The 19,379-nt window shown below is 55.4% G+C and carries 17 protein-coding genes; 6 read left to right on the top strand and 11 right to left on the bottom strand.

All coding sequences use genetic code 11. The features are described 5' to 3' along the window. Positions 1 to 6: 6 nt before the first annotated feature. From prfA to LF95_RS16630, 8 genes are all read right to left on the bottom strand, one after another. The gene (gene prfA / locus LF95_RS16665) at positions 7 to 1,089 is read right to left on the bottom strand and encodes a peptide chain release factor 1 (RefSeq protein ID WP_073956104.1); all 1,083 of its coding nucleotides are present in this window, start codon (positions 1,087 to 1,089) and stop codon (positions 7 to 9) included. Beyond that, positions 1,086 to 2,456, bottom strand: coding sequence for a glutamyl-tRNA reductase (hemA, locus tag LF95_RS16660; RefSeq protein ID WP_073956361.1), 1,371 nt, complete (start codon positions 2,454 to 2,456; stop codon positions 1,086 to 1,088). Before hemA ends, prfA begins: the two co-directional genes overlap by 4 nt. A gap of 7 nt (positions 2,457 to 2,463) precedes the next feature. Continuing rightward, a complete protein-coding gene (gene hisS, locus LF95_RS16655) occupies positions 2,464 to 3,705 on the bottom strand; it encodes a histidine--tRNA ligase (RefSeq protein ID WP_073956103.1) in 1,242 nt (413 codons plus the stop codon). 107 nt (positions 3,706 to 3,812) lie between these two features. Then, entirely contained in the window at positions 3,813 to 4,925 is a 1,113-nt protein-coding gene (gene ispG, locus LF95_RS16650; protein ID WP_073956102.1) for a flavodoxin-dependent (E)-4-hydroxy-3-methylbut-2-enyl-diphosphate synthase, read from the bottom strand. Between the two features lie 174 nt (positions 4,926 to 5,099). After that, positions 5,100 to 6,386: a helix-turn-helix domain-containing protein gene (locus tag LF95_RS16645; protein ID WP_073956360.1), complete on the bottom strand. Its 1,287-nt coding sequence runs from the start codon at positions 6,384 to 6,386 to the stop codon at positions 5,100 to 5,102. Between the two features lie 168 nt (positions 6,387 to 6,554). Continuing rightward, positions 6,555 to 8,834: a phosphoenolpyruvate--protein phosphotransferase gene (gene ptsP, locus LF95_RS16640; protein WP_073956101.1), complete on the bottom strand. Its 2,280-nt coding sequence runs from the start codon at positions 8,832 to 8,834 to the stop codon at positions 6,555 to 6,557. Between the two features lie 5 nt (positions 8,835 to 8,839). After that, entirely contained in the window at positions 8,840 to 9,868 is a 1,029-nt protein-coding gene (locus LF95_RS16635) for an NAD(P)H-dependent flavin oxidoreductase (RefSeq protein ID WP_073956100.1), read from the bottom strand. 423 nt (positions 9,869 to 10,291) lie between these two features. Then, complete coding sequence (locus tag LF95_RS16630) at positions 10,292 to 11,512, bottom strand: aspartate kinase (RefSeq protein ID WP_073956099.1); 1,221 nt, start codon at positions 11,510 to 11,512, stop codon at positions 10,292 to 10,294. A gap of 328 nt (positions 11,513 to 11,840) precedes the next feature. On the opposite strand from LF95_RS16630, the gene LF95_RS16625 reads away from it, so the two are divergent. The 4 genes from LF95_RS16625 to LF95_RS16610 all read left to right on the top strand — a co-directional run bounded on the left by LF95_RS16625 (position 11,841) and on the right by LF95_RS16610 (position 14,521). Then, positions 11,841 to 12,521: an HAD family hydrolase gene (locus LF95_RS16625; RefSeq protein ID WP_073956098.1), complete on the top strand. Its 681-nt coding sequence runs from the start codon at positions 11,841 to 11,843 to the stop codon at positions 12,519 to 12,521. 100 nt (positions 12,522 to 12,621) lie between these two features. After that, positions 12,622 to 13,377, top strand: a complete 756-nt coding sequence (gene ubiG, locus LF95_RS16620) for a bifunctional 2-polyprenyl-6-hydroxyphenol methylase/3-demethylubiquinol 3-O-methyltransferase UbiG (RefSeq protein ID WP_073956097.1) — start codon at positions 12,622 to 12,624, stop codon at positions 13,375 to 13,377. Between the two features lie 26 nt (positions 13,378 to 13,403). Then, complete coding sequence (locus tag LF95_RS16615) at positions 13,404 to 13,934, top strand: GNAT family N-acetyltransferase (protein ID WP_073956096.1); 531 nt, start codon at positions 13,404 to 13,406, stop codon at positions 13,932 to 13,934. Between the two features lie 32 nt (positions 13,935 to 13,966). Further along, positions 13,967 to 14,521 (top strand): GNAT family N-acetyltransferase, encoded by a 555-nt coding sequence (locus LF95_RS16610; protein WP_073956095.1) that lies wholly within the window; start codon positions 13,967 to 13,969, stop codon positions 14,519 to 14,521. Here LF95_RS16610 and LF95_RS16605 read toward each other — a convergent pair. The 3 genes from LF95_RS16605 to LF95_RS16595 all read right to left on the bottom strand — a co-directional run bounded on the left by LF95_RS16605 (position 14,510) and on the right by LF95_RS16595 (position 16,793). Continuing rightward, a complete protein-coding gene (locus LF95_RS16605; RefSeq protein WP_143182069.1) occupies positions 14,510 to 15,967 on the bottom strand; it encodes a GGDEF domain-containing protein in 1,458 nt (485 codons plus the stop codon). The genes LF95_RS16610 and LF95_RS16605 overlap by 12 nt on opposite strands. Further along, entirely contained in the window at positions 15,936 to 16,160 is a 225-nt protein-coding gene (locus tag LF95_RS16600; protein ID WP_143182068.1) for a hypothetical protein, read from the bottom strand. The genes LF95_RS16605 and LF95_RS16600 overlap by 32 nt, the downstream gene beginning before the upstream one ends. Before the next feature lie 195 nt (positions 16,161 to 16,355). Then, positions 16,356 to 16,793, bottom strand: a complete 438-nt coding sequence (locus LF95_RS16595; protein ID WP_073956092.1) for a DUF1178 family protein — start codon at positions 16,791 to 16,793, stop codon at positions 16,356 to 16,358. Positions 16,794 to 17,373: 580 nt separating this feature from the next. Between LF95_RS16595 and LF95_RS16590 the strand changes: the two genes are divergently transcribed. Together LF95_RS16590 and LF95_RS16585 are read left to right on the top strand one after the other, a co-directional pair. Further along, positions 17,374 to 18,861 (top strand): alkaline phosphatase, encoded by a 1,488-nt coding sequence (locus LF95_RS16590; RefSeq protein WP_073956091.1) that lies wholly within the window; start codon positions 17,374 to 17,376, stop codon positions 18,859 to 18,861. A 74-nt stretch (positions 18,862 to 18,935) separates the two neighbouring features. Beyond that, a complete protein-coding gene (locus LF95_RS16585) occupies positions 18,936 to 19,379 on the top strand; it encodes a twin-arginine translocation signal domain-containing protein (protein WP_073956090.1) in 444 nt (147 codons plus the stop codon).

Below are 19,379 nucleotides of genomic sequence, written 5' to 3'. Positions count from 1 at the left end.
TCAGGCTCAATTCTCGATTTCGGCCAGTTTTTGCGCCTGATCTTCTGAAATCAGGGCATCAATCATTTCATCAACTGCCGGGCCTCCGGTGATAAAATCATCCAGCCGATACAGCGTCACGTTAATCCGATGATCCGATACCCGCCCCTGCGGGAAATTATAGGTGCGAATGCGTTCGGACCGGTCGCCAGAGCCCACCTGCGATTTACGGTCTGCCGCACGGGCGGCATCCTTGGTTTCGCGTTCATGGTCATACAGGCGCGTCATCAGCATTTTCATGGCCTTGGCCTTGTTTTTATGCTGCGACTTGTCTTCCTGACAGGATGCCACAACCCCGGTCGGAATATGGGTGACACGCACGGCACTATCGGTGGTGTTCACATGCTGCCCGCCCGCGCCCTGCGACCGATACGTATCAATGCGCAAATCCTTGGGGTCTATATGCACGTCAACTTCTTCGGCCTCGGGCAAAACCGCCACGGTTGCCGCAGATGTATGAATACGCCCGCCGGTTTCCGTGACCGGCACACGCTGCACACGGTGCACGCCACTTTCATATTTCAGGCGGGCAAACACGCCAGCACCCGAAACATTAACCACCACTTCCTTAAACCCGCCCAGGTCGTTTTCGTTAACGTCCATCAGTTCAAACCGCCAGCCACGCGTTTCGGCATAACGCTGATACATGCGATACAAATCCGCCGCAAACAGGGCGGCTTCTTCACCGCCCGTCCCGGCGCGAATTTCCAAAATGGCGTTCTTTTCATCTGCCGCATCCTTGGGCAGCAGCATCAACTTTACTTCGTGTTCAGCATCGGGCAGTTTTTCCAGCAATTCTTGGCGTTCGGCTTCCGCCATTTCGCGCATTTCACGATCGGAATCCGGGTCGGCCAGCAATTCCTTCACCCCGGCCAGATCATCATGCAGGCGTTGAAAAACCTCAATCTTTTCGACAACCGGCAGCAATTCGGCATATTCGCGCGACAATTTGGCAAAGCTGTCCGAATCACCCGCCCCGCCGGAAAGCAGGGATTTAAGCTCGTCAAACCGGCGCACAACACCATGCAGCTTTGCTGGGTCCAAACTCACGCTTTATTCTCCTGATCTGTATCTGCCGGGTCGAACGAGTCTACCGGGTCTGAATTGTCTTTCCGGCCTTCGTCATCCGGCGAAAGCGGAAACAACCGCCCAAGCAATTTCTGCGCCTTGACCCATTCCATTGTCCCGGCCCCACCCGTGGTGGCTGCTAGGTCTTTAAGGGCTTGTGTCGGTGCATGCAACAGCCGATTAACCAAAAGCCGGGTTGCCTTTTCCGCATCCCCATGACTTTCGGCCAATGCCGCTGCCCGCACCGCATCAAAATGCTGGCGCAATTCGGCAAGGGCGGGCACGGCGGCCCGTTCGGCCCGCACACGAACAAAATGGTCCACCTCGGCTTCCACCATCGCCCAGGCTTCGTCGGCCTTTTCCTCGCGTCCGCCGCGTCCTTCGGCGGCAATCTTTTCCAGGTCTTCCAGACGGTAGAAAAACACTTCCGAAATATCGTCAACCTGCGGGTCGATATCACCGGGAACAGCGGTATCAATCATCAAAACCGGGCGATATCGCCTGCGCTTGACTGCCGCAAGCGCAATATCGTGATTGATCAAATACCGGCGCGATCCGCCTGCCGTTAACACAATGTCGGCCTCGGCCAGCAACCGGTCCAGATCGCCCATATCCGACCAGTGGCATTCAAGACGTCGCGCCACCAGCCGCGCCCGCGCCGTTAACCGGTCGGCCACCATAATCCGGCCAATGCCGCGTTCGGCAAGGGAGGCGGCAATCAGCTCGCCCATATCGCCCGCCCCGGCCAGCAACAGCGAACAATTTCCAATATCCCCGTGCAAATCGCGTGCGACCGACTGCGCCGCCGCCGCAATCGATACCGCGCCCTGGCCAATACCAGTCTGGCTGCGCACCCTTTTGGAAATGGCATAGGCAGTCTGGTAAACCTGTTCCAGTTCACGGCCCACCAGCCCGTGGGCGCGGGCAATTTTGTGGGCATCCTTGATCTGGCCGAAAACTTCCGGTTCGCCAATCACCAAGCTATCGAGCGAGGATGACACGGCAAAAACATGCCGCAGGGCTTCGCGCCCGGTGCGAATATATAATTCCGCCGCCAACTGGTCCCGGTCCAGGTCGGCCCAGAGCGCCATCAGGTCGATCACCCGTTCCCGACCCCGTTCGGCTTCATTCGCCAACAGATGGATTTCGGTGCGATTGCAGGTCGAAACCACAACCGCCTGGCCCAGCCGAGCCTGGGTGATCACACCCAAAAACTGCGGCAAACGGGCTTCATCAATGAAAAGGCGGTCGCGCGTTTCCTCACCGGATCGCCGGTGGTTGGTTCCAACCACCATCAAGCGGTCCAGCGGCCAGTCTCCGGCTTCCTCGCGTGCGGCCGCCTCGCTCACCAGGTCATCACCTCTTGCCAATCACACCAATCAGGCTGTCAATCGCAACTTCCTGTTGCTCGCCCGCATCCAGGTCACGCAAAACGGCAATGCCTTTTGCCAGTTCATCGTCGCCGATGATCACGGCCATTTTGGCATTTGCCTTGTCTGCCCGTTTCAGGCGTTTTTTCATATTGCCCGAATAACCCAGCTCAACCGCAATGCCCGCCTCGCGCAGTTGCTGCGCCAGTATGCGGCAACGGCTTTCGGCGGCATCGCCCATCGGCACCAGGGCCACCGGGCGCGGTGCCGCGGGCACATTTTCCACCATCATCGCCAGGCGTTCAACACCGGCTGCCCAGCCTACACCGGCTGTTTGCGGACCACCCATTGTTGAAATCAGGCCATCATAACGGCCACCGGCCATAACCGTACCCTGCGCACCAAGGGTGCTGGTGACAAACTCAAAGCAGGTATGGCAATAATAATCCAGCCCGCGCACCAAACGCGGGTTAAGCTGGTAATTAATGCCAATATCGGCCAAACCGTCGGTCAATTGTTTGAAGAACGTTTGTGAATATTCGTTCAGATACTCACCAAACATTGGCGCATTCGCCACCAGTTCGCGGTCGCCTTCATCCTTGGAATCCAGAATACGCAACGGGTTTTTCTCAAGCCGGTTACGGCTGTCTTCCGACAGCTTGTCAAAATGGCCCTTGAAATAATCTACCAGCACGTCGCGGTACGCCGCCCGGCTTTCCGGATCACCAAGGGTGTTAAGTTCAAGGGTGATGTTATCCCACAAACCCAGCGCCTTAAGGATATGGGCGCCATAGGCAATTACCTCGATATCGCCAGCAACCTGTTCAACGCCCAGCAACTCCACACCGATCTGGTGGAACTGGCGCTGGCGGCCCTTTTGCGGGCGTTCATATCGGAACATCGGCCCGTAATAACACACCTTCACCGGTGACATTTGCTGCATGCCATTGGAAATATAGGCCCGCGCGATCCCGGCGGTGTTTTCCGGTCGCAACGTAATGCGTTCCCCGCCGCGATCCTCAAAGGTGTACATTTCCTTGGTCACAACGTCGGATGTATCGCCAAGAGTACGGGCAAAAACGTCGGTAAATTCAAAGATCGGCGTGGTCATGCGATGATAACCATACAGCTCGCCAATGGCGCGGGCAGTTTCCGCAATATGGTCCTGTACCCGGTTTTCTTCGGGTAAAAGGTCATGTGTGCCACGGACGGGTTGAAGCGATGCCACGTTCTATCTCCGATATTTTTGCTGTTTTACAAATCAGGCGGGACGCCTGCGCACGAAAATAGCCTTCCGCCGGGATGGCGGAAAGCCCTAATTGCGCTTTACGCCTGCTATTCTGCGGCGGCCTTGGCGGCCTCGATTTTTGCCGCCCGTTCCTCGACCAGTTCCACAATATGGTCCACCATTTTTTCGGTGCTGATATTATGGTCCGGGCGGCCGGAAATATACATTTTATGGTTACCGCCCCCGCCACCGGTCAGGCCGATGTCGGTTTCGCGGGCTTCACCGGGGCCATTGACGATACAGCCAATGATGGACAGCGAAATGGGGGTCGAAATATGCGCCAGGCGCTTTTCCAGTTCGGCCACCGTATCCACCACGTTAAAGCCCTGCCGCGCACAGGACGGGCAGGAAATGATTTGCACACCCCGGGTCCGAAGGCCCAGCGATTTCAAAATATCAAACCCGACATGGATTTCCTCGACCGGATCAGCCGACAGCGACACGCGCAACGTATCGCCAATCCCGGCCCATAAAAGGTTGCCCATCCCGATGGATGATTTCACCGTCCCACCGCGCAATCCACCGGCCTCGGTAATGCCCAGATGCAGCGGGTAATCACAGGCTTCAGCAAGGCCATAATAAGCCGCAACCGCCAAAAACACATCCGATGCCTTAACCGAAATTTTAAATTCGCGGAAATCAAGGTCTTCAAGAATGCGTGCATGGTTCAGCGCACTTTCGACCATCGCTTCCGGGCAGGGTTCGCCATATTTTTCAAGCAATTCGCGTTCCAGCGACCCGGCATTGACACCAATACGCATCGAACAGCCATGATCCTGGGCCGCCTTCACCACTTCGCGCACCCGGTCGGTCGAACCGATATTGCCGGGATTGATGCGCAGGCAGGCTGCCCCGCTTTCGGCAGCTTCAATCGCGCGTTTGTAATGAAAATGAATGTCGGCAACGACGGGCACACTAACCTGTTTAACGATGTCCTTTAACGCCAGCGACGATTCCTGATCCGGGCAGGAAACACGCACAATGTCGGCACCGGCTTCTTCAAGACGATGGATTTGCGCAACCGTGCCAGCAACATCCGTGGTCAGGGTGTTGGTCATGGACTGCACCGAAATCGGCGCATCCCCGCCAACCTCTACATTGCCGACACGAATTTTGCGGCTTTTGCGGCGTTCAATATCACGATAGGGGCGGACACTCATTTGCGGACCCGTAGCCTTTGTTGGAACACGGTGATCTTCAGGCCTGTATATAGCTTATCCCCTGCCAGGAAGAAACCGTTCCGCACAGGTTTTTCAACGTGTTTTTGTGACAGTTACGCAAAAGGCGGCCCAGGATAAGGCCGCCTTTTGTATTTTCGCGCCCATAACAGATGTTTACGGGGTCTTTTTCTCGGCAACAGATGCCTGAATATCATCAGGATTGAGCGAATAATCAGCAATGACCTGACCATAAGACCCAACCGGCAGGCTCTTGGCTCCATCAACGCTGATCGACAAAGCCCCGGCATTCCCTACCTCAAGCTTCAGGCCCGGACGGTTGGGAACACGGTAAACGTCACCGGCACTCAGCATCCGGGTCAGTAGAATATTGCCGTCATCCTCGCGAATACGAACCCAGCTGGTTTCGTTGGCCGAAATGGTCACGCGGCTATCGGTATTAACGGCACCAAAAACACGTCCACCACCGGCATCCCCCACTTCCGGTGCAGCAGGAACCGACGCGACCTCTGGCGTGCCAGCAGTTTGCGGGGTATTGGGCGCACGCGGTGGAACCGGAATATTGCCCTGATCCGGCATGACGGACGCTGCCTGACCAGAAGGCGCTGTTGCCGCACCATTTGTCGCAGCCCCATTTGCCGGGGCATTGGTGGCAACAGGCATGTCATTGGCATTTGCCGGTGACGCGCCCTGAGAGCTTCGAGAACCCTCGACACCTTGGGCATCCGCAACACCCGTTGCGGTGTCGCCTGCACCGGTGACAATACCGGTCTCGTTCATATCAGGTTCGGCAAACATGCCATCAACCGTGCCGGAAGCCTGATCATTCATGCTTTCGGATGCCTGCGCCGACGGAGAGGTCCCCATCTGCGGGCCCGAAGATGACGGGCCAACTTCGGCGGCATGAGCCTCGGCGGCATTTTCCAGCGTGCGTTCACGGCTCGCGGCACCATTTCCGGTCGCAACCGGTGCCGATTCCCCAGGTACAGCGCCATCCATTTTCATGCTGTCTGGCAAAGGTTCAACCAAATCGGCAATGGTTTTGCCCTGGCTGGATAAATAATACCAGCCGCCATACGCCACGATCCCCAGTACGGCGGCAATTAGCATCATTGCGCCACCGGGAACCCGGCTTTCCTGAACCGGCTTGGGAAAACTCAGCTGGCTGCGCACGGCAGGCGCATTGCTCTCTTCCTTGTAGCGGCGGACAATTTCCTTACCATCCAGCCCAAGGTGCTCTGCATATCCCTTAACAAAGCCCAAACCATATGGTCCGCCCGGCAGGGCGTCATAATCGCCGTTTTCAATCGCTTCAAGATAGACTTTGCGAATCCGCAACAGTTGCGCAACGCCCTCAAGGCTTTGCCCATGCGTTGTTCGCGTGTGCCGCAATAACCGGCCAACAGTCGTCTTTTCAGCGTTTAAATTAGCCTGTGATTCCATACTCATATCATTTGATGGTGCACTGCCAGGCAGCGGTTTGAACCGCAAGCGCCCTCTTGGTGGCACATCCAAATGATCTTCCTTTCGCTTTCCGATCGCCAACTCCCGCACCCCCACGTTACGATCCAGCAACAAACTAGCAAATACCCCAGCCAAAAGCGATTGTTTTTAAAGTTTTACACCATGATCTATTGCGAAAGCCTTAAGACCGGACCTAAGACTTTTGCTAGGGCTGTCAAGGAGCGAGAGAACGTATTGTTCAACACTTCTTGCATTCATACTTCTAACCATCTCCTTAACCGGACCAACCGATGCCGGCGCCATTGACAAACGCCGCACCCCCAGTCCGATCAATGCCATCGCCTCAAGCGGACGCCCGGCCATTTCACCACAAATGGTCAGGCGCACATTCCGGTCATTGCACAATCCCACAAGGTGCTTCAAAAATGTAAAAACACCGGGTGACAATGTGTCATATCGACCTTCAAGACGCGGATTTCCGCGATCTGCAGCAAACATGAACTGCAACAGGTCGTTGGTCCCGACCGAAAGGAAATCCACCTGGCCCAACAGGCTGTTTGCCTGCCATATCAGGGCCGGAACCTCCAGCATCGCACCAACCTTGACCGAACGTGGCACAAAGCCCCGTCCTGCTTCACGTTCAAGCTGCCGGTCAAGCAGTTGTTTGGCAGCTCTGAATTCTGCCACCTCTGCTATCATCGGGAACATGACATGCAAATCACGGTCATGGGCCGCACGGATCAGGGCACGCAACTGGTGCACCAGAACCGCCGGACGGTCCAGAGTGATCCGGATCGACCGCCAGCCCATCGCCGGATTTTCCTCGGTCATATCCTGCCAATAGGGCAATAATTTGTCACCGCCCACATCGAGGGTGCGAAAAACGACCGGGCGTCCTTCGGCCTGCTCGAAAATACGGTTATAAAGCCGTGTCTGGTCCTCGATATCGGGCATGGCAGATCGCACCATGAACGGTATTTCGGTCCGATAAAGACCAATGCCATCCGCACCGCTTTCAATCACATGGGGCACGTCAATCAGCAAACCCGCATTGATGTTAAGCGATATGCTCACATCGTCATGGGTTTGCGCGGGCAAATCACGCATTTGCGCATAAAGCGCCTTGCGCTCTGCCCGTGCCTTCAGGGCCCCGTCGATAACGGAACGCACATCCTCGCTGGGACGCACGAACAATTGCGCGTTGTCGGCATCAACAATAAGTGGATCGCCACCTTCGACCTTGTCAAGAACCCCCTTTACACCACCAAGCACCGGAATATCAAGGGCGCGGGCAACAATGGCAACATGCGATGTATGCGACCCTTCCTCAAGGGCAAGGCCGCGCAAACGGGTATGATCGTAATCCAGCAATTCCGCCGGGCCGATATTGCGCGCCACCAAAATGATATCATCCGGCAAATTGCCAAATGCCGGGGACTGGAACTGCCCGGAAAGATGCTGCAACAGCCGGTTTGCCAGATCTTCCAGATCATGCAGCCGTTCGCGCAAATAGGGGTCTGTTACCTGGGCCATGCGGGCACGGGTATCATCATGCACCTTTTGCACCGCGGCTTCTGCCGTCAGGCCGGTATTAACCGCCTCGGTAATGCGGTTCAGCCAGCCGGTATCCTTGGCAATCATACGATAGGCATCAAGGATATCGCCGGTATCGTCCCCGCCGCCCAGGTCAATCGCGCCAACGGCTTCGACCATGCGGTCAAGATGTTTTTGCAGGCCGCGCATGGCTGTGCGCAGGCGGGTCAGTTCCTCCTGCGGGTCCTCGGCGACCATACGGTCGATCACGATGCGCGGTTCATGCAAAACCGCTGTGCCCTTGCCAATGCCCGGTGCCAGCCGCGCGCCCGACAGGCGCAGGGGCAACAGGGCAATGCCATCCGCCGGGATCAGTTCGTCACGGTTAACCAGTTCGCCGCCAGCCACCATTTCGGCCAGCACCATCGCGACATTTTCAAGGGCTTCCTGTTCGTCCTCGGTATATTGGCGCTCGGTCCGGTTCTGTACCGCCAAAACCCCAATGATCCGGCCCCCACGCAAAATGGGCACGCCAATCATGGAATGATAAATTTCTTCACCGGTTTCCGGGCGGTAGGCAAAATTGGGGTGTGACTGGGCATCACGCAAGTTAAGCGGCCTTGCATGGGCCGCCACATACCCCACAATCCCCTCGCCTGTGCGCAGGCGCGTGCGATGCACGGCCTCGGCAGCCAGGCCACATGTGGCAAAAAGTTCAAGCACTTCGCCCGCCCGCATCACATAGACCGAACACACCTCGGCAACCATGTCGGCGGCGATGATGGTCACGATCTTGCCCAGGCGCTCTTCTGCACTGCCTGGTCCGGCCATAACGTCGCGCACCCGTTTTAACAGGCGACGCGGACCGGTAACTGCAGCGGGCGAAATGCTCATAAGGTTTAAATGTCTCTTTGTGCGAAGGATTGAACGGCCTGTTCAACAAGATCAGCCAGAATTTCCGAAACCGGCTGTTCTTTCTTTACCATACCAACCGATTGTCCCGCCATGACAGATCCGTTTTCAACGTCCCCGTCTACAACAGCACGGCGAAGTGCGCCCGCCCAGAAATGTTCGATTTCCAGCTGCGCGGCCCCCTGTTCGAGTTGACCGGCGCGGAACTTGTCAATCACCTCGCGCTGCACATTCATGAAGGCTTCGGTCCCCTTGTTGGTCAGGGCGCGCACCGGGATCACCGGGAAACGGTCATCAAGCTGCACGGTGGTCACGGCTTCACGCGCACTGGCACGGATAAAGGCCTTTTTAAAGGCCGGGTGGGCAATACATTCGCTGGCACAAACCAGGCGGGTGCCAACCTGCACCCCTGCGGCACCCATTTCCAGGAATGATGAAATCGCTTCACCCCGGCCAATGCCACCGGCACAAAAAATCGGCACATCGCGAATTTCGGGCAAAATTTCCTGCGCCAGCACGGTTAACGACACCGGGCCAACATGCCCGCCCGCTTCGCTGCCTTCAATCACCAGGGCATCCGCACCAGAGCGCGTCAGCTTTTTCGCCAGCACCAGTGCCGGGGCAAAACAGATAACTTTGGCAAATTCCTTGACCGCCTTGATCGAAGCGGACGACGGCAACCCACCGGCCAGCACCACATGACCAACATTTTGTTTACGGCAAACCGCAATCAGGTCATCAAGCTGCGGGTGCATGGTGATCAGGTTAACGCCAAACGGCTTGCTGGTCATTTCCTTGGTGGCGGCAATTTCGGCTTCCAGCAGTTCCGGCCCCATCGAGCCGCAGGCAATGACGCCAAAGCCACCGGCATTTGAAACCGCAGCCACAAGGTGACGTTCGGAAACCCACGACATCGCACCAGCCATGATAGCATATTCGGTACCCAGGAATTGCTTGCCGGGCGCCCACAGTTTTTCCAGGCGGTTGCGCGCTGCCGCAAATTTCGGATCGTTCATATAGTTTTACCCCAATTTAGGAATGCAGGACACGGCGTGGTCCCTGTCAGGATACAGTCCTGAAAATATCACCGGAAGGACAGTCAGCATGACAGTCAAAATCGGGGAAAAGCCATAAAAAGTGGCAATTTATTCCGGTTACGGCATCAAATACCGTCGCGATCTGCCAGACGGGCCATCCGTCGGATCGCCCGGATTTGCACGGTCTGCTCTCCCGCCAACCGCCGAAAGACACCCATCTTTCTACGGTTATGCTTCGCCCATCCGTACAAATCCGGGCGACCATTCAATCATATTTCAGGGTCTGCACCCCATGTCATCATAATGGCCGAAACAAAATGTTCCAGCCCCGATATGCTTTAAATATCGATCGTGTAACACCGCCCGGGCTTCAAATACAACCGGGCGGTGTTACAAAACAGTTTATTCGGCGTCCAGGCCATAGGCTGTGTGCAAGGCGCGCACGGCCAGTTCGGTATATTCTTCGGCGATGAGAACGCTGACCTTGATCTCGGATGTCGAAATCACCTGGATGTTGATGCCCTTTTCAGACAGAGTTTCAAACATCTTGCGGGCCACACCAACATGGGATCGCATACCAACACCAATGATCGACACCTTGGTGACGTCGGATGTGCTTAACAGTTCCTGATAGGCAATTTTATCGCGGTTGCCTTCAATCACCTTTAACGCACGCTGAAATTCACCGCGCGGCACGGTAAAGGTCATATCCGTGCTATTGCCATTTTCCGATATGTTCTGAACGATCATATCGACATTGATATTGGCTTCGGCCAGCGGGCCAAAAATGGTGGCAGCCGTTCCCGGCTTGTCGGCAACCTTCACCAGGGTAATCTTGGCTTCGTCCCGGCTATAGGCAATTCCGCTAACGACTTCCTGTTCCACGATTTCGTCCTCGTCTACAACAAGTGTACCTTCTGCATCACTAAAGGTCGACCGCACCTGTACCCGCACGCGATGGTTCATGGCCATCTCGACCGAACGGGTTTGCAGGACTTTCGCCCCCAGTGATGCCAGTTCCAGCATTTCTTCGTATGTAATTTTTTCGATCTTGCGCGCCTTGGGCACAATGCGCGGGTCGGTGGTGTAAACACCATCCACATCAGTATAGATGTCGCAACGATCCGCCCTTAGGGCTGCTGCCAGCGCCACCGCCGATGTATCAGACCCGCCACGCCCCAGCGTGGTAATACGGTTATCGGGTGCTATCCCCTGGAAACCGGCCACACACACCACTTCGCCACCATCAAGGCGTTTATCAAGTTCGGTGGTGTCGATCTCCCTGATCCGCGCCTTGGCATGGGCACCATCCGTCTTGATGGGAATTTGCCAGCCCAGCCAGGACCGCGCCGGCACATCCATGCTTTGCAGCGCCATTGCCAGCAGGCCAACCGTTACCTGTTCCCCCGACGAGACGATCACATCATATTCGCGTGCGTCATAAAGCGGGGATATGGCATCGGCCCAGCCAACAAGTTCATTGGTTTTGCCCGACATCGCCGAAACAACAACAGCAACCTGATTGCCCGCGTCAACTTCGCTTTTGACGCGACGGGCAACATTCTTGATTTTTTCAATATCGGCGACGGATGTGCCACCGAACTTCATGACAATACGGGCCATGAAAATTCCCCGTTATGCTTGCCTGCACATCTCGCCAGCCGAAATGCCAGGTCTTTGGTTTCCGCCAGTTTCACAGCTCACAAGCCCGTCATAGAAACAGGCCCTGATCAAGGCGGCGATATCAATACTGCCATAACGCCTGCGAAACAAGCATGAAGGCATTGTTAATCCCCGCGAACGCAACTTTTAATCAATCATCTGTCGCAAAGCTTAAAATAACGCATAAACGCTGGCTAAATCCCGCACAACTATGAAATTATCATGCGGGAATGATAAAATCGCCAAACCGGCTTTGGCGTCACCAAATCCCCCTGTTCCGGAGCCCCAAATGCCGCTGCAGTCCCCATCCGCTGTCATCGGGAAAACCATGATCATTTTTGATGTTGGCGAAACCCTGGTCAGCGAAACCGCCATCTGGCATCGCATTGCCGGGCATCTTGACCTGCCCCCTTTTACCGTGTCGGCTGCAGCAGGCATTGCGCTCGCGCGCAATTGCGGGTTCGAGGCCATCCTCAAACAATTGGGCGATTTTTCCGCCACCCCGGGTGAACCCTGGCGCCGCCCCGACCTTTTGTCTTTCACCGCCGACGACCTTTATGACGATGTGCTGCCCGCCCTTGAACGCCTTGCCTGCCACGGCCACAAAATTGGCATTTGCGGCAACCAGCCAGCGTCATCCGAAGAAATTCTGGCAAATCTGCCCTGCCAGATAGACTGGCTCTCAAGCTCCGCCCGGCTGAAATGCAAAAAGCCCGACCCGGCCTTTTTCCACGCCATTGTCGATCAAACCGGCCACGCTGCGGAAAATATCGTTTATGTCGGCGACCGGCTGGATAATGACATTTACCCGGCCCTTGCCCACGGCATGCAGGCCGTATGGCTGCTGCGCGGCCCGTGGTCCTTTGCCCAGTGGCACGAAAATGGCGTGCCCGATGGCATTTGCGCCATCAAATCCCTTGCCGAACTGCCTGCCCTGCTGGCACCCCAAACCAGCGCATCCCACCCCTGAAAAACCGTTTGGATCAAAGCATATGGTTGCGCCGCGCAGGCGGGCCGCGTAAACAGGGCAAGGATCAATTCTGTTATCTGTTGCCCGCCGGAGCCCTGCCATGTCAGCCCATGCCAACCGCACTGCCAATCCCGACGAAATTTCGCGTTTTTCCGCTATGGCGGATGAATGGTGGAATCCGGAAGGCGTGATGAAGCCGCTGCATAAATTCAACCCGGTGCGCCTGCAATTACTGCGCGATCATATCGCTGCGCATTTTGGCCGCGATGCCAGCGATATCAACCTGCTTAAAGGGCTGGATATTATTGATGTCGGCTGCGGGGCGGGTTTGCTGTCCGAACCGATGGCGCGTTTGGGAGCGAATATGACGGCCCTGGATGCCGCCGAAAACAACATCAATGTTGCCCGCGTCCATGCCGAACAGGGCGGGCTTGAAATTGACTATCGCCTGGGCACGCCGGAATCCATCGTCGATGAAGGCCGCCAGTTCGATGTGGTTCTGAATATGGAAGTCATCGAACATGTCGATGATCCGGCTTTTTTCATGCAGGCCTGTTCGGCCCTGCTCAAGCCCGGCGGCATCATGTTCATTGCCACATTGAACCGCACGCTCAAATCGCTGGCTTTGGCAAAAATCGGTGCGGAATATGTGTTGCGCTGGGTCCCGGCGGGTACGCATGACTGGCGCAAGTTTGTCAAACCCTCCGAACTTTCGCGCTATATCCGTGATTGCGGCCTGCAACTGACCGACATTACCGGCATTGCCTATAACCCGGTTCAGGATAAATGGCTGCCTGCCCCGCGTGATCTGGACATCAATTATCTGGCAATGGCGGTTAAACCCGCACAAGACTGACCTTCCAATCATCACGGGTTTCTCCCATGACCACCGCACGTCTTGAAACAAACCATCTGATTCTGGAACCTTTTGGCATGCCAGAACATATTCAGGCCTGGTGCGAAATGGACATGGATGCGGAAGTCATGCGCCATATCCGCCCGCCCAGCCCGAATATGGAATTTGCCCGCAAACGCCTGCAGAATGCGCAAACAGATAGCCCGGCCATTGTCGGCAATTGGGGCATTCGGGAAAAAGCCGGCAATCAGGTTGTCGGTCGCGGGTTATTGCGCTGGCTGCCCGATGAAAGTGCGGTTGAAATTGGCTATCGCCTGTCGCGTGCCAGCTGGGGCAAAGGCTATGCCACCGAACTGGCCCGGGCGATTATCCATTATGGCTTTGCCAGCTTAAACCTGCCCGCCATTTGTGGTGTGTATCAGCCTGGCAATCACGGATCGCGCAGGGTTCTGGAAAAATGTGGCCTGATTGATGCGGGCATAACGAATGTGCATGGTGGCACGGCCAAGCCTGTCATGATGCTGACCCTTGACCAATGGCGCGCGGCACACACCTGACCTGCCAGCGACAAACCCAAAAAGGAATTCCCATGTCGGACCGCCAACCCAGCCTGACAACCGACCGCTTGGTGCTTGAACCTTTTGGTGAAGATCACGTTCCCGCTCTGGCCCGCGCCAATATGGATGAACGGGTGATGCGCTATATTCGCGAACCCAGCCCGGATTACGCCTCGGCCGAGGCCAGCATCCGCAAAATCCTGTTACAGGATGACGGGGAACTGGGTATCTGGGGTGTGCGCCTGCGCGAAAATAACGAGGTCATCGGCCTGGGCATCCTGCGCCCAATGCCCGACAAAAGCGATGTTGAAGTTGGCTACCGTCTGACGGTGCCGCACTGGGGCAAGGGATATGCCACCGAAATCGCCCGTTGCCTGATCAATTACGGTTTTGGCACCGTCAAACTTGCAACCATCACGGCCACCTTTGATACGGAAAACAGCGCATCGCGCCATGTTCTGGAAAAATGCGGCCTGCGCGATGATGGCATGACAAAAGCCTATCATGCCCACGGCACCCCGTTGGTGCGCATCAACCGTGCTGATTGGAAAAATCAATTGCCCGGCCCTGGAACATCAGGCGATTAAAACCCGGTTGCGGCCAGCCCGCTTGGCTTCATACATCAATTTGTCAGCTTCCAGAATCAATTGGTCCAGATTGGAAAACGACGTCAAATTGCGGCTGATCACACCGGCACTAATGGTAATGAAAATTCGGGTGTCGGCCATGCTCCCCATCCCGAAAATTTGGGCCCCGGCAATGGCGTTGCGAATCTTCTGGGCAACGTCTTCTGCCGCCTGCGGTGAAATATGGGGTAATAGCACCGCAAACTCCTCGCCCCCCAGGCGTCCGATCAAATCGTTTTCCTGCAAATGCTGACGAATGACTTCGGCAACCTCGGCCAGCACAAAATCCCCGGTCGCATGCCCATAGCTGTCATTGATCTGCTTGAAATGGTCAATATCAATCAAAACAACGCTTAAACGGTCCTGCTGAACGCCAAGACGGTCCACCAGTTCGTTTCCCTGAGTGACAAACGCCCTTCGCGATAAAAGCCCAGTTAAAAAATCGTGGTTTGCGGCATGGTCAAGCTGCCGTAGCAAAACCGTGCGTGCCGCATTGATGCTGGCAACCGTCAACGGCCCAATCGCCAAAAGCGCAATCCCCAGCCGGGTGGAAACCACCGCCCAATAGGCATCCATATGGGCCGGCAGGTTAAATACAAGATTGAATTCCAGCACATAAATCAGGGACTGCGAGACGAGAAAAACAATAAAGGCCGTCACTTGCAAACGATATACCAGCGCGCACCACAAAAGTGCTGGCACCGGAAAAACAATGGCCCCTGGCCCACCGACGAATTGCACAAGCAGCAAACTGGCCAAAACCGCCAACACCGGCATATAGGGCTTTACCTTTTCCCAACCCGATGCAGCATCCCGCCACATGGCAACAATGTCGTTCAACACAGCGAAACGAAGCGACACCGTAAGCGCAAAAGGCAAAATCACGACAAAATTGGCAAATTCGGCACTGGACCAGAACAGGAATCCCATAACCGGTTCCGTGCCAAAATACAGTCCCGACACAACAGCGCCGACACTGCCCGACGCAATGGATGAAAGAAAACTGATAATGCCAAGACGACCGATCGACCGGGGGCGCAACAGGCTGATATCCTCAAAGCACAAACGCCGAAGCATCATCAGGGCAACCATCACGCCACACAAATTTGCCAACGCCAGCAACAGCGAGACCCAAGGGGTGCTGCCGGTGATATAATCCGCAGCAACATAACCCATACACGCCGCCAGCCAGCCCAAAAGCGTGTTAAAGCGCGGGTTGCGCACCAAAATCGCCGACAAAATCGCGTTGGCAGGCCACAAGGCAGCCAGCATATGCTCCGGTCGCGTCAGAATACCCAAAAGCGACAGGGCAAAAACAACACTCGCAACAATCACCGGCCCCTGCATGTAAGATACATACGGGTTGCGTGGCGATTTATCCCGAACGGACGACTTTGTTTCCTGCAACAACCTGCCCCTGACTACCACCTGCCGCCAGCAAACGACACAAACCAAAAACCAATACCGCTTCCTGAAACAGGATGCCCGACATCACGTAAAACGGCCGCATGTCCAGCGGGGGGAGGCCCCATTTGCCAAACAAACACACGCCAGATGAAGCCAGCACAGGTACAAAGCCAAACCGGCGGGTTTCTTGCACCGGCACAGGCATCCTGCCAGTAAAACTGCTGCAACCGTTTTCCGGTATCGACAAAAACTGCGCCAAAACGGCAGCAGTCATCCTTCGACGAACAACACCGCCATTGTTCACATGGTATCAGTTTATTTTTTAAACAGGTCCAAACCCGCCCGGCAAACAGCAAATTGCAAAAATATGATGACAAATTTGCCGCTGTCAGTTTTTCTTCGTTTTGTCTTCAATCCACGGCAGGGCATGCACATCAATCCCCTCTTCCACCAGTTCCGTGGCTTCCTTGAGGGTGGCTTCACCGTAAATGCCGCGTTTTTCCGTTTCACCGTAATGAATTTTACGGGCTTCCTCGGCAAAGCCCGCACCAACATTTTCGCAATTGGTTTCAACCTGGCGGCGCAATTCGTTAAGGGCCTGGTGGGTGGCTTCGGCAATTGCGGCCTTCTTGCGGTTTTCCTCGGCGGTTTCCTTTTGCCGCGATGTCCTTAATCGCGGTGCCATCAAGGCCTTGCCGACCTTGTCCGATCCACACATCGGACAGCAAAGCTCACCGCCAGAGGATTGTTCCTCATAGGCGGCACTATCGCGAAACCAGCCTTCAAATTCATGGTCATGGTTACATTTTAGCTGAAACAGAATCATGATTGTGTTTGGTCAGGTCGTGTTAAACATCTGTAACGAAAAGGACGATACAGGATATATGGCAATTTTATCGCAAAAGACCAGCACTACCATGCAAGCAGCGTGCTATTTCGACATAAAACAATAACAACATCACCGCCCGCCACCGCCCCCATACTTTTTCTTTGACGGCCCCCTGGGGCACGAAACACCCCCTACCCGCCAAAACATTCACAGCAACTCACCCCAAACACTTCAACTCTCCTTCAAACCCCCGTCAAAATCCGTAAAATCACCCTCAGATTTTCAAACTGTAGAAGGACTGTCAAACTACGGCCTGAATGGAAAAAAACAAGCTGCCTCCATGACAGATTCCCTATCAATTTCCGCCTTTTTCATTGATTTTTATGCAGTTTTTGATCTGTAAAATCTTTAATCACACCTCAAACTCATACCGAAATATGTTTGAATAATAACGCCATTTATTGTCACGATCCGATAACCATTCCGTCACAGAACTGTTGCACAGTGTTTTTATAATCCCGGCATGAATAAAGGGGGATCTGTTCTCTCTTTACAGTTTCACAAAGGGGGTTATTTGATGAAACGCGTTCTTTGGGCCACCGCCCTTGCCAGCACCATGTGCACAACTGTTGCCTTTGCCGCCGAAAAACTGCCGCAGGCGGACAATCCGTACTACACACAGGCACAACAGGACCTGCAACTGAAGCTGGCCGACAAGCCCAACACCAACAAGGCAAAAAACATCATTTTGTTTGTTGGCGACGGCATGAGCATTCCGACCGTCACCGCTGCCCGCATTTTTGAAGGCCAGATGCGCGGTGTTGACGGCGAAAGCAACAGCCTGGTTTTTGGTCAGTTCCCGAATGTGGCCCTATCCAAAACCTACACCAATGACGGCCAGATCGCCGATTCCGCCCCGACCGCATCCGCCATGATGAGCGGCGTTAAATCCAACAACGGCACCATCGGTGTTTCGGGCGACGTCAAACGCAAAGACTGTGCCGCACAGCTTAAAATGCCGACCACCTCGCTGGCTGAACGCGCCGAGCTGCTGGGCATGTCCACCGGGATCGTTTCGACCGCCCGTCTGACCCATGCCACCCCGGCTGCCGTTTATGCCCACACCGCTGACCGCAACTGGGAAAGCAACGCCGACCTGACCGAAGAAGCCATCAAAGACGGCTGCCCCGACATTGCCAGCCAGTTGATTGCATGGCCCGCCGGTGACGGTTTTGAAGTCGCCTTTGGCGGTGGTCGCCGCATGTTTATGGACAAAACAATGGCCGACCCGGAAGACAAGGGCAAAACCGGCCAGCGTACCGATGGCCGCGACCTGACCGCCGAATGGGTCAAACGTTATGGCGATGAAGGGGCGTTTGTCTGGAACGAAGAACAGTTCAAGGCAATTGACCCGGCCAAGAAAAAGCACGTTCTGGCCCTGTTTGACCGGTCGCACATGGAATATGAAGCCGACCGTGCAAAAGATGCCGGTGGTGAACCCAGCCTGGCAGAAATGACCGAAAAAGCCATCGACATGCTGTCGCAAAACGACAAGGGTTTCTTCCTGATGGTCGAAGCCGGTCGTATCGACCATGCCCATCATGCCGGCAATGCCTATCGTGCCCTGCGTGATACCGTTGCGCTGAATGATGCTGTCAAAATGGCGCTGTCAAAGGTCAAAACCGAAGACACCCTGGTCATCGTTACCGCCGACCATAGCCACACCATGACCATTTCCGGCTATTCCAAGCGCGGCAACCCGATCCTCGGTCTGTCCGAGGAAAAAGGCGACGATGGCAAGCCTTACACCACCCTTGGCTACATGAACGGCCCGGGTGCCCTGAAAGACGAACTCCGTTCCGACCTGACCAACGTTGATACCCAGGACCCGGACTTCCTGCAGCAGGCCCTGGTCCCGATGAGCAGCGAAACCCATGCCGGTGACGATGTTGCCATCTTTGCAACTGGTCCGTCGGCTTACCTATTCCACGGTGTTGTTGAACAGAACCTGATCTATCATGTGATGGATCACGCTGCCGAGATTGAAAAACAACTGGCTGACTAAGCCGGTCACACGTCATCTTTCAGGCCGGTCGCTCTTTCGGGGTGCGACCGGCTTTCTGCTTTGGAGGAATTCTCATGCGTATTGACCGTCGTCATTTCCTGACAGGCAGCGCCGCGCTGGTTGGCCTTGCTGCAACCGGAACCCTTACCGCCGCAAATGCCGCCGAAAGCCTTAAAATTCGCGACATTTACAAAACCCAGAACGAATTCTCCCAGCGGGCCCGCGACCTTCAGGGCAAACAAATCGACATTCCCGGTTTTATGGCCCCGCCGCTCAAGGCGGATGCCAATTTCTTTGTCCTGACCAAAATGCCAATGTCGGTTTGCCCGTTTTGCGAAACAAGTGCCGATTGGCCCAACGACATTGTCTTCGTCCGTATGCGCGAAAAACTGGAAGCCGTGCGTTTCAACCGCCCCATCCTCGCCAGCGGCGTCCTTGAACTGGGTGTTGCCAAAGACGCCGATACTGGCTTTGTCAGCATGGTGCGCCTGGTTGATGCAACCTTCGAGATCGTCTGA

The sequence above is a fragment of the Thalassospira sp. TSL5-1 genome (assembly GCF_001907695.1).
In the GTDB taxonomy this organism is placed as follows: Bacteria; Pseudomonadota; Alphaproteobacteria; order Rhodospirillales; family Thalassospiraceae; genus Thalassospira.
Note: the sequence above shows the minus strand (reverse complement) of the source record. Positions and strands in the feature narration are given on the sequence as shown.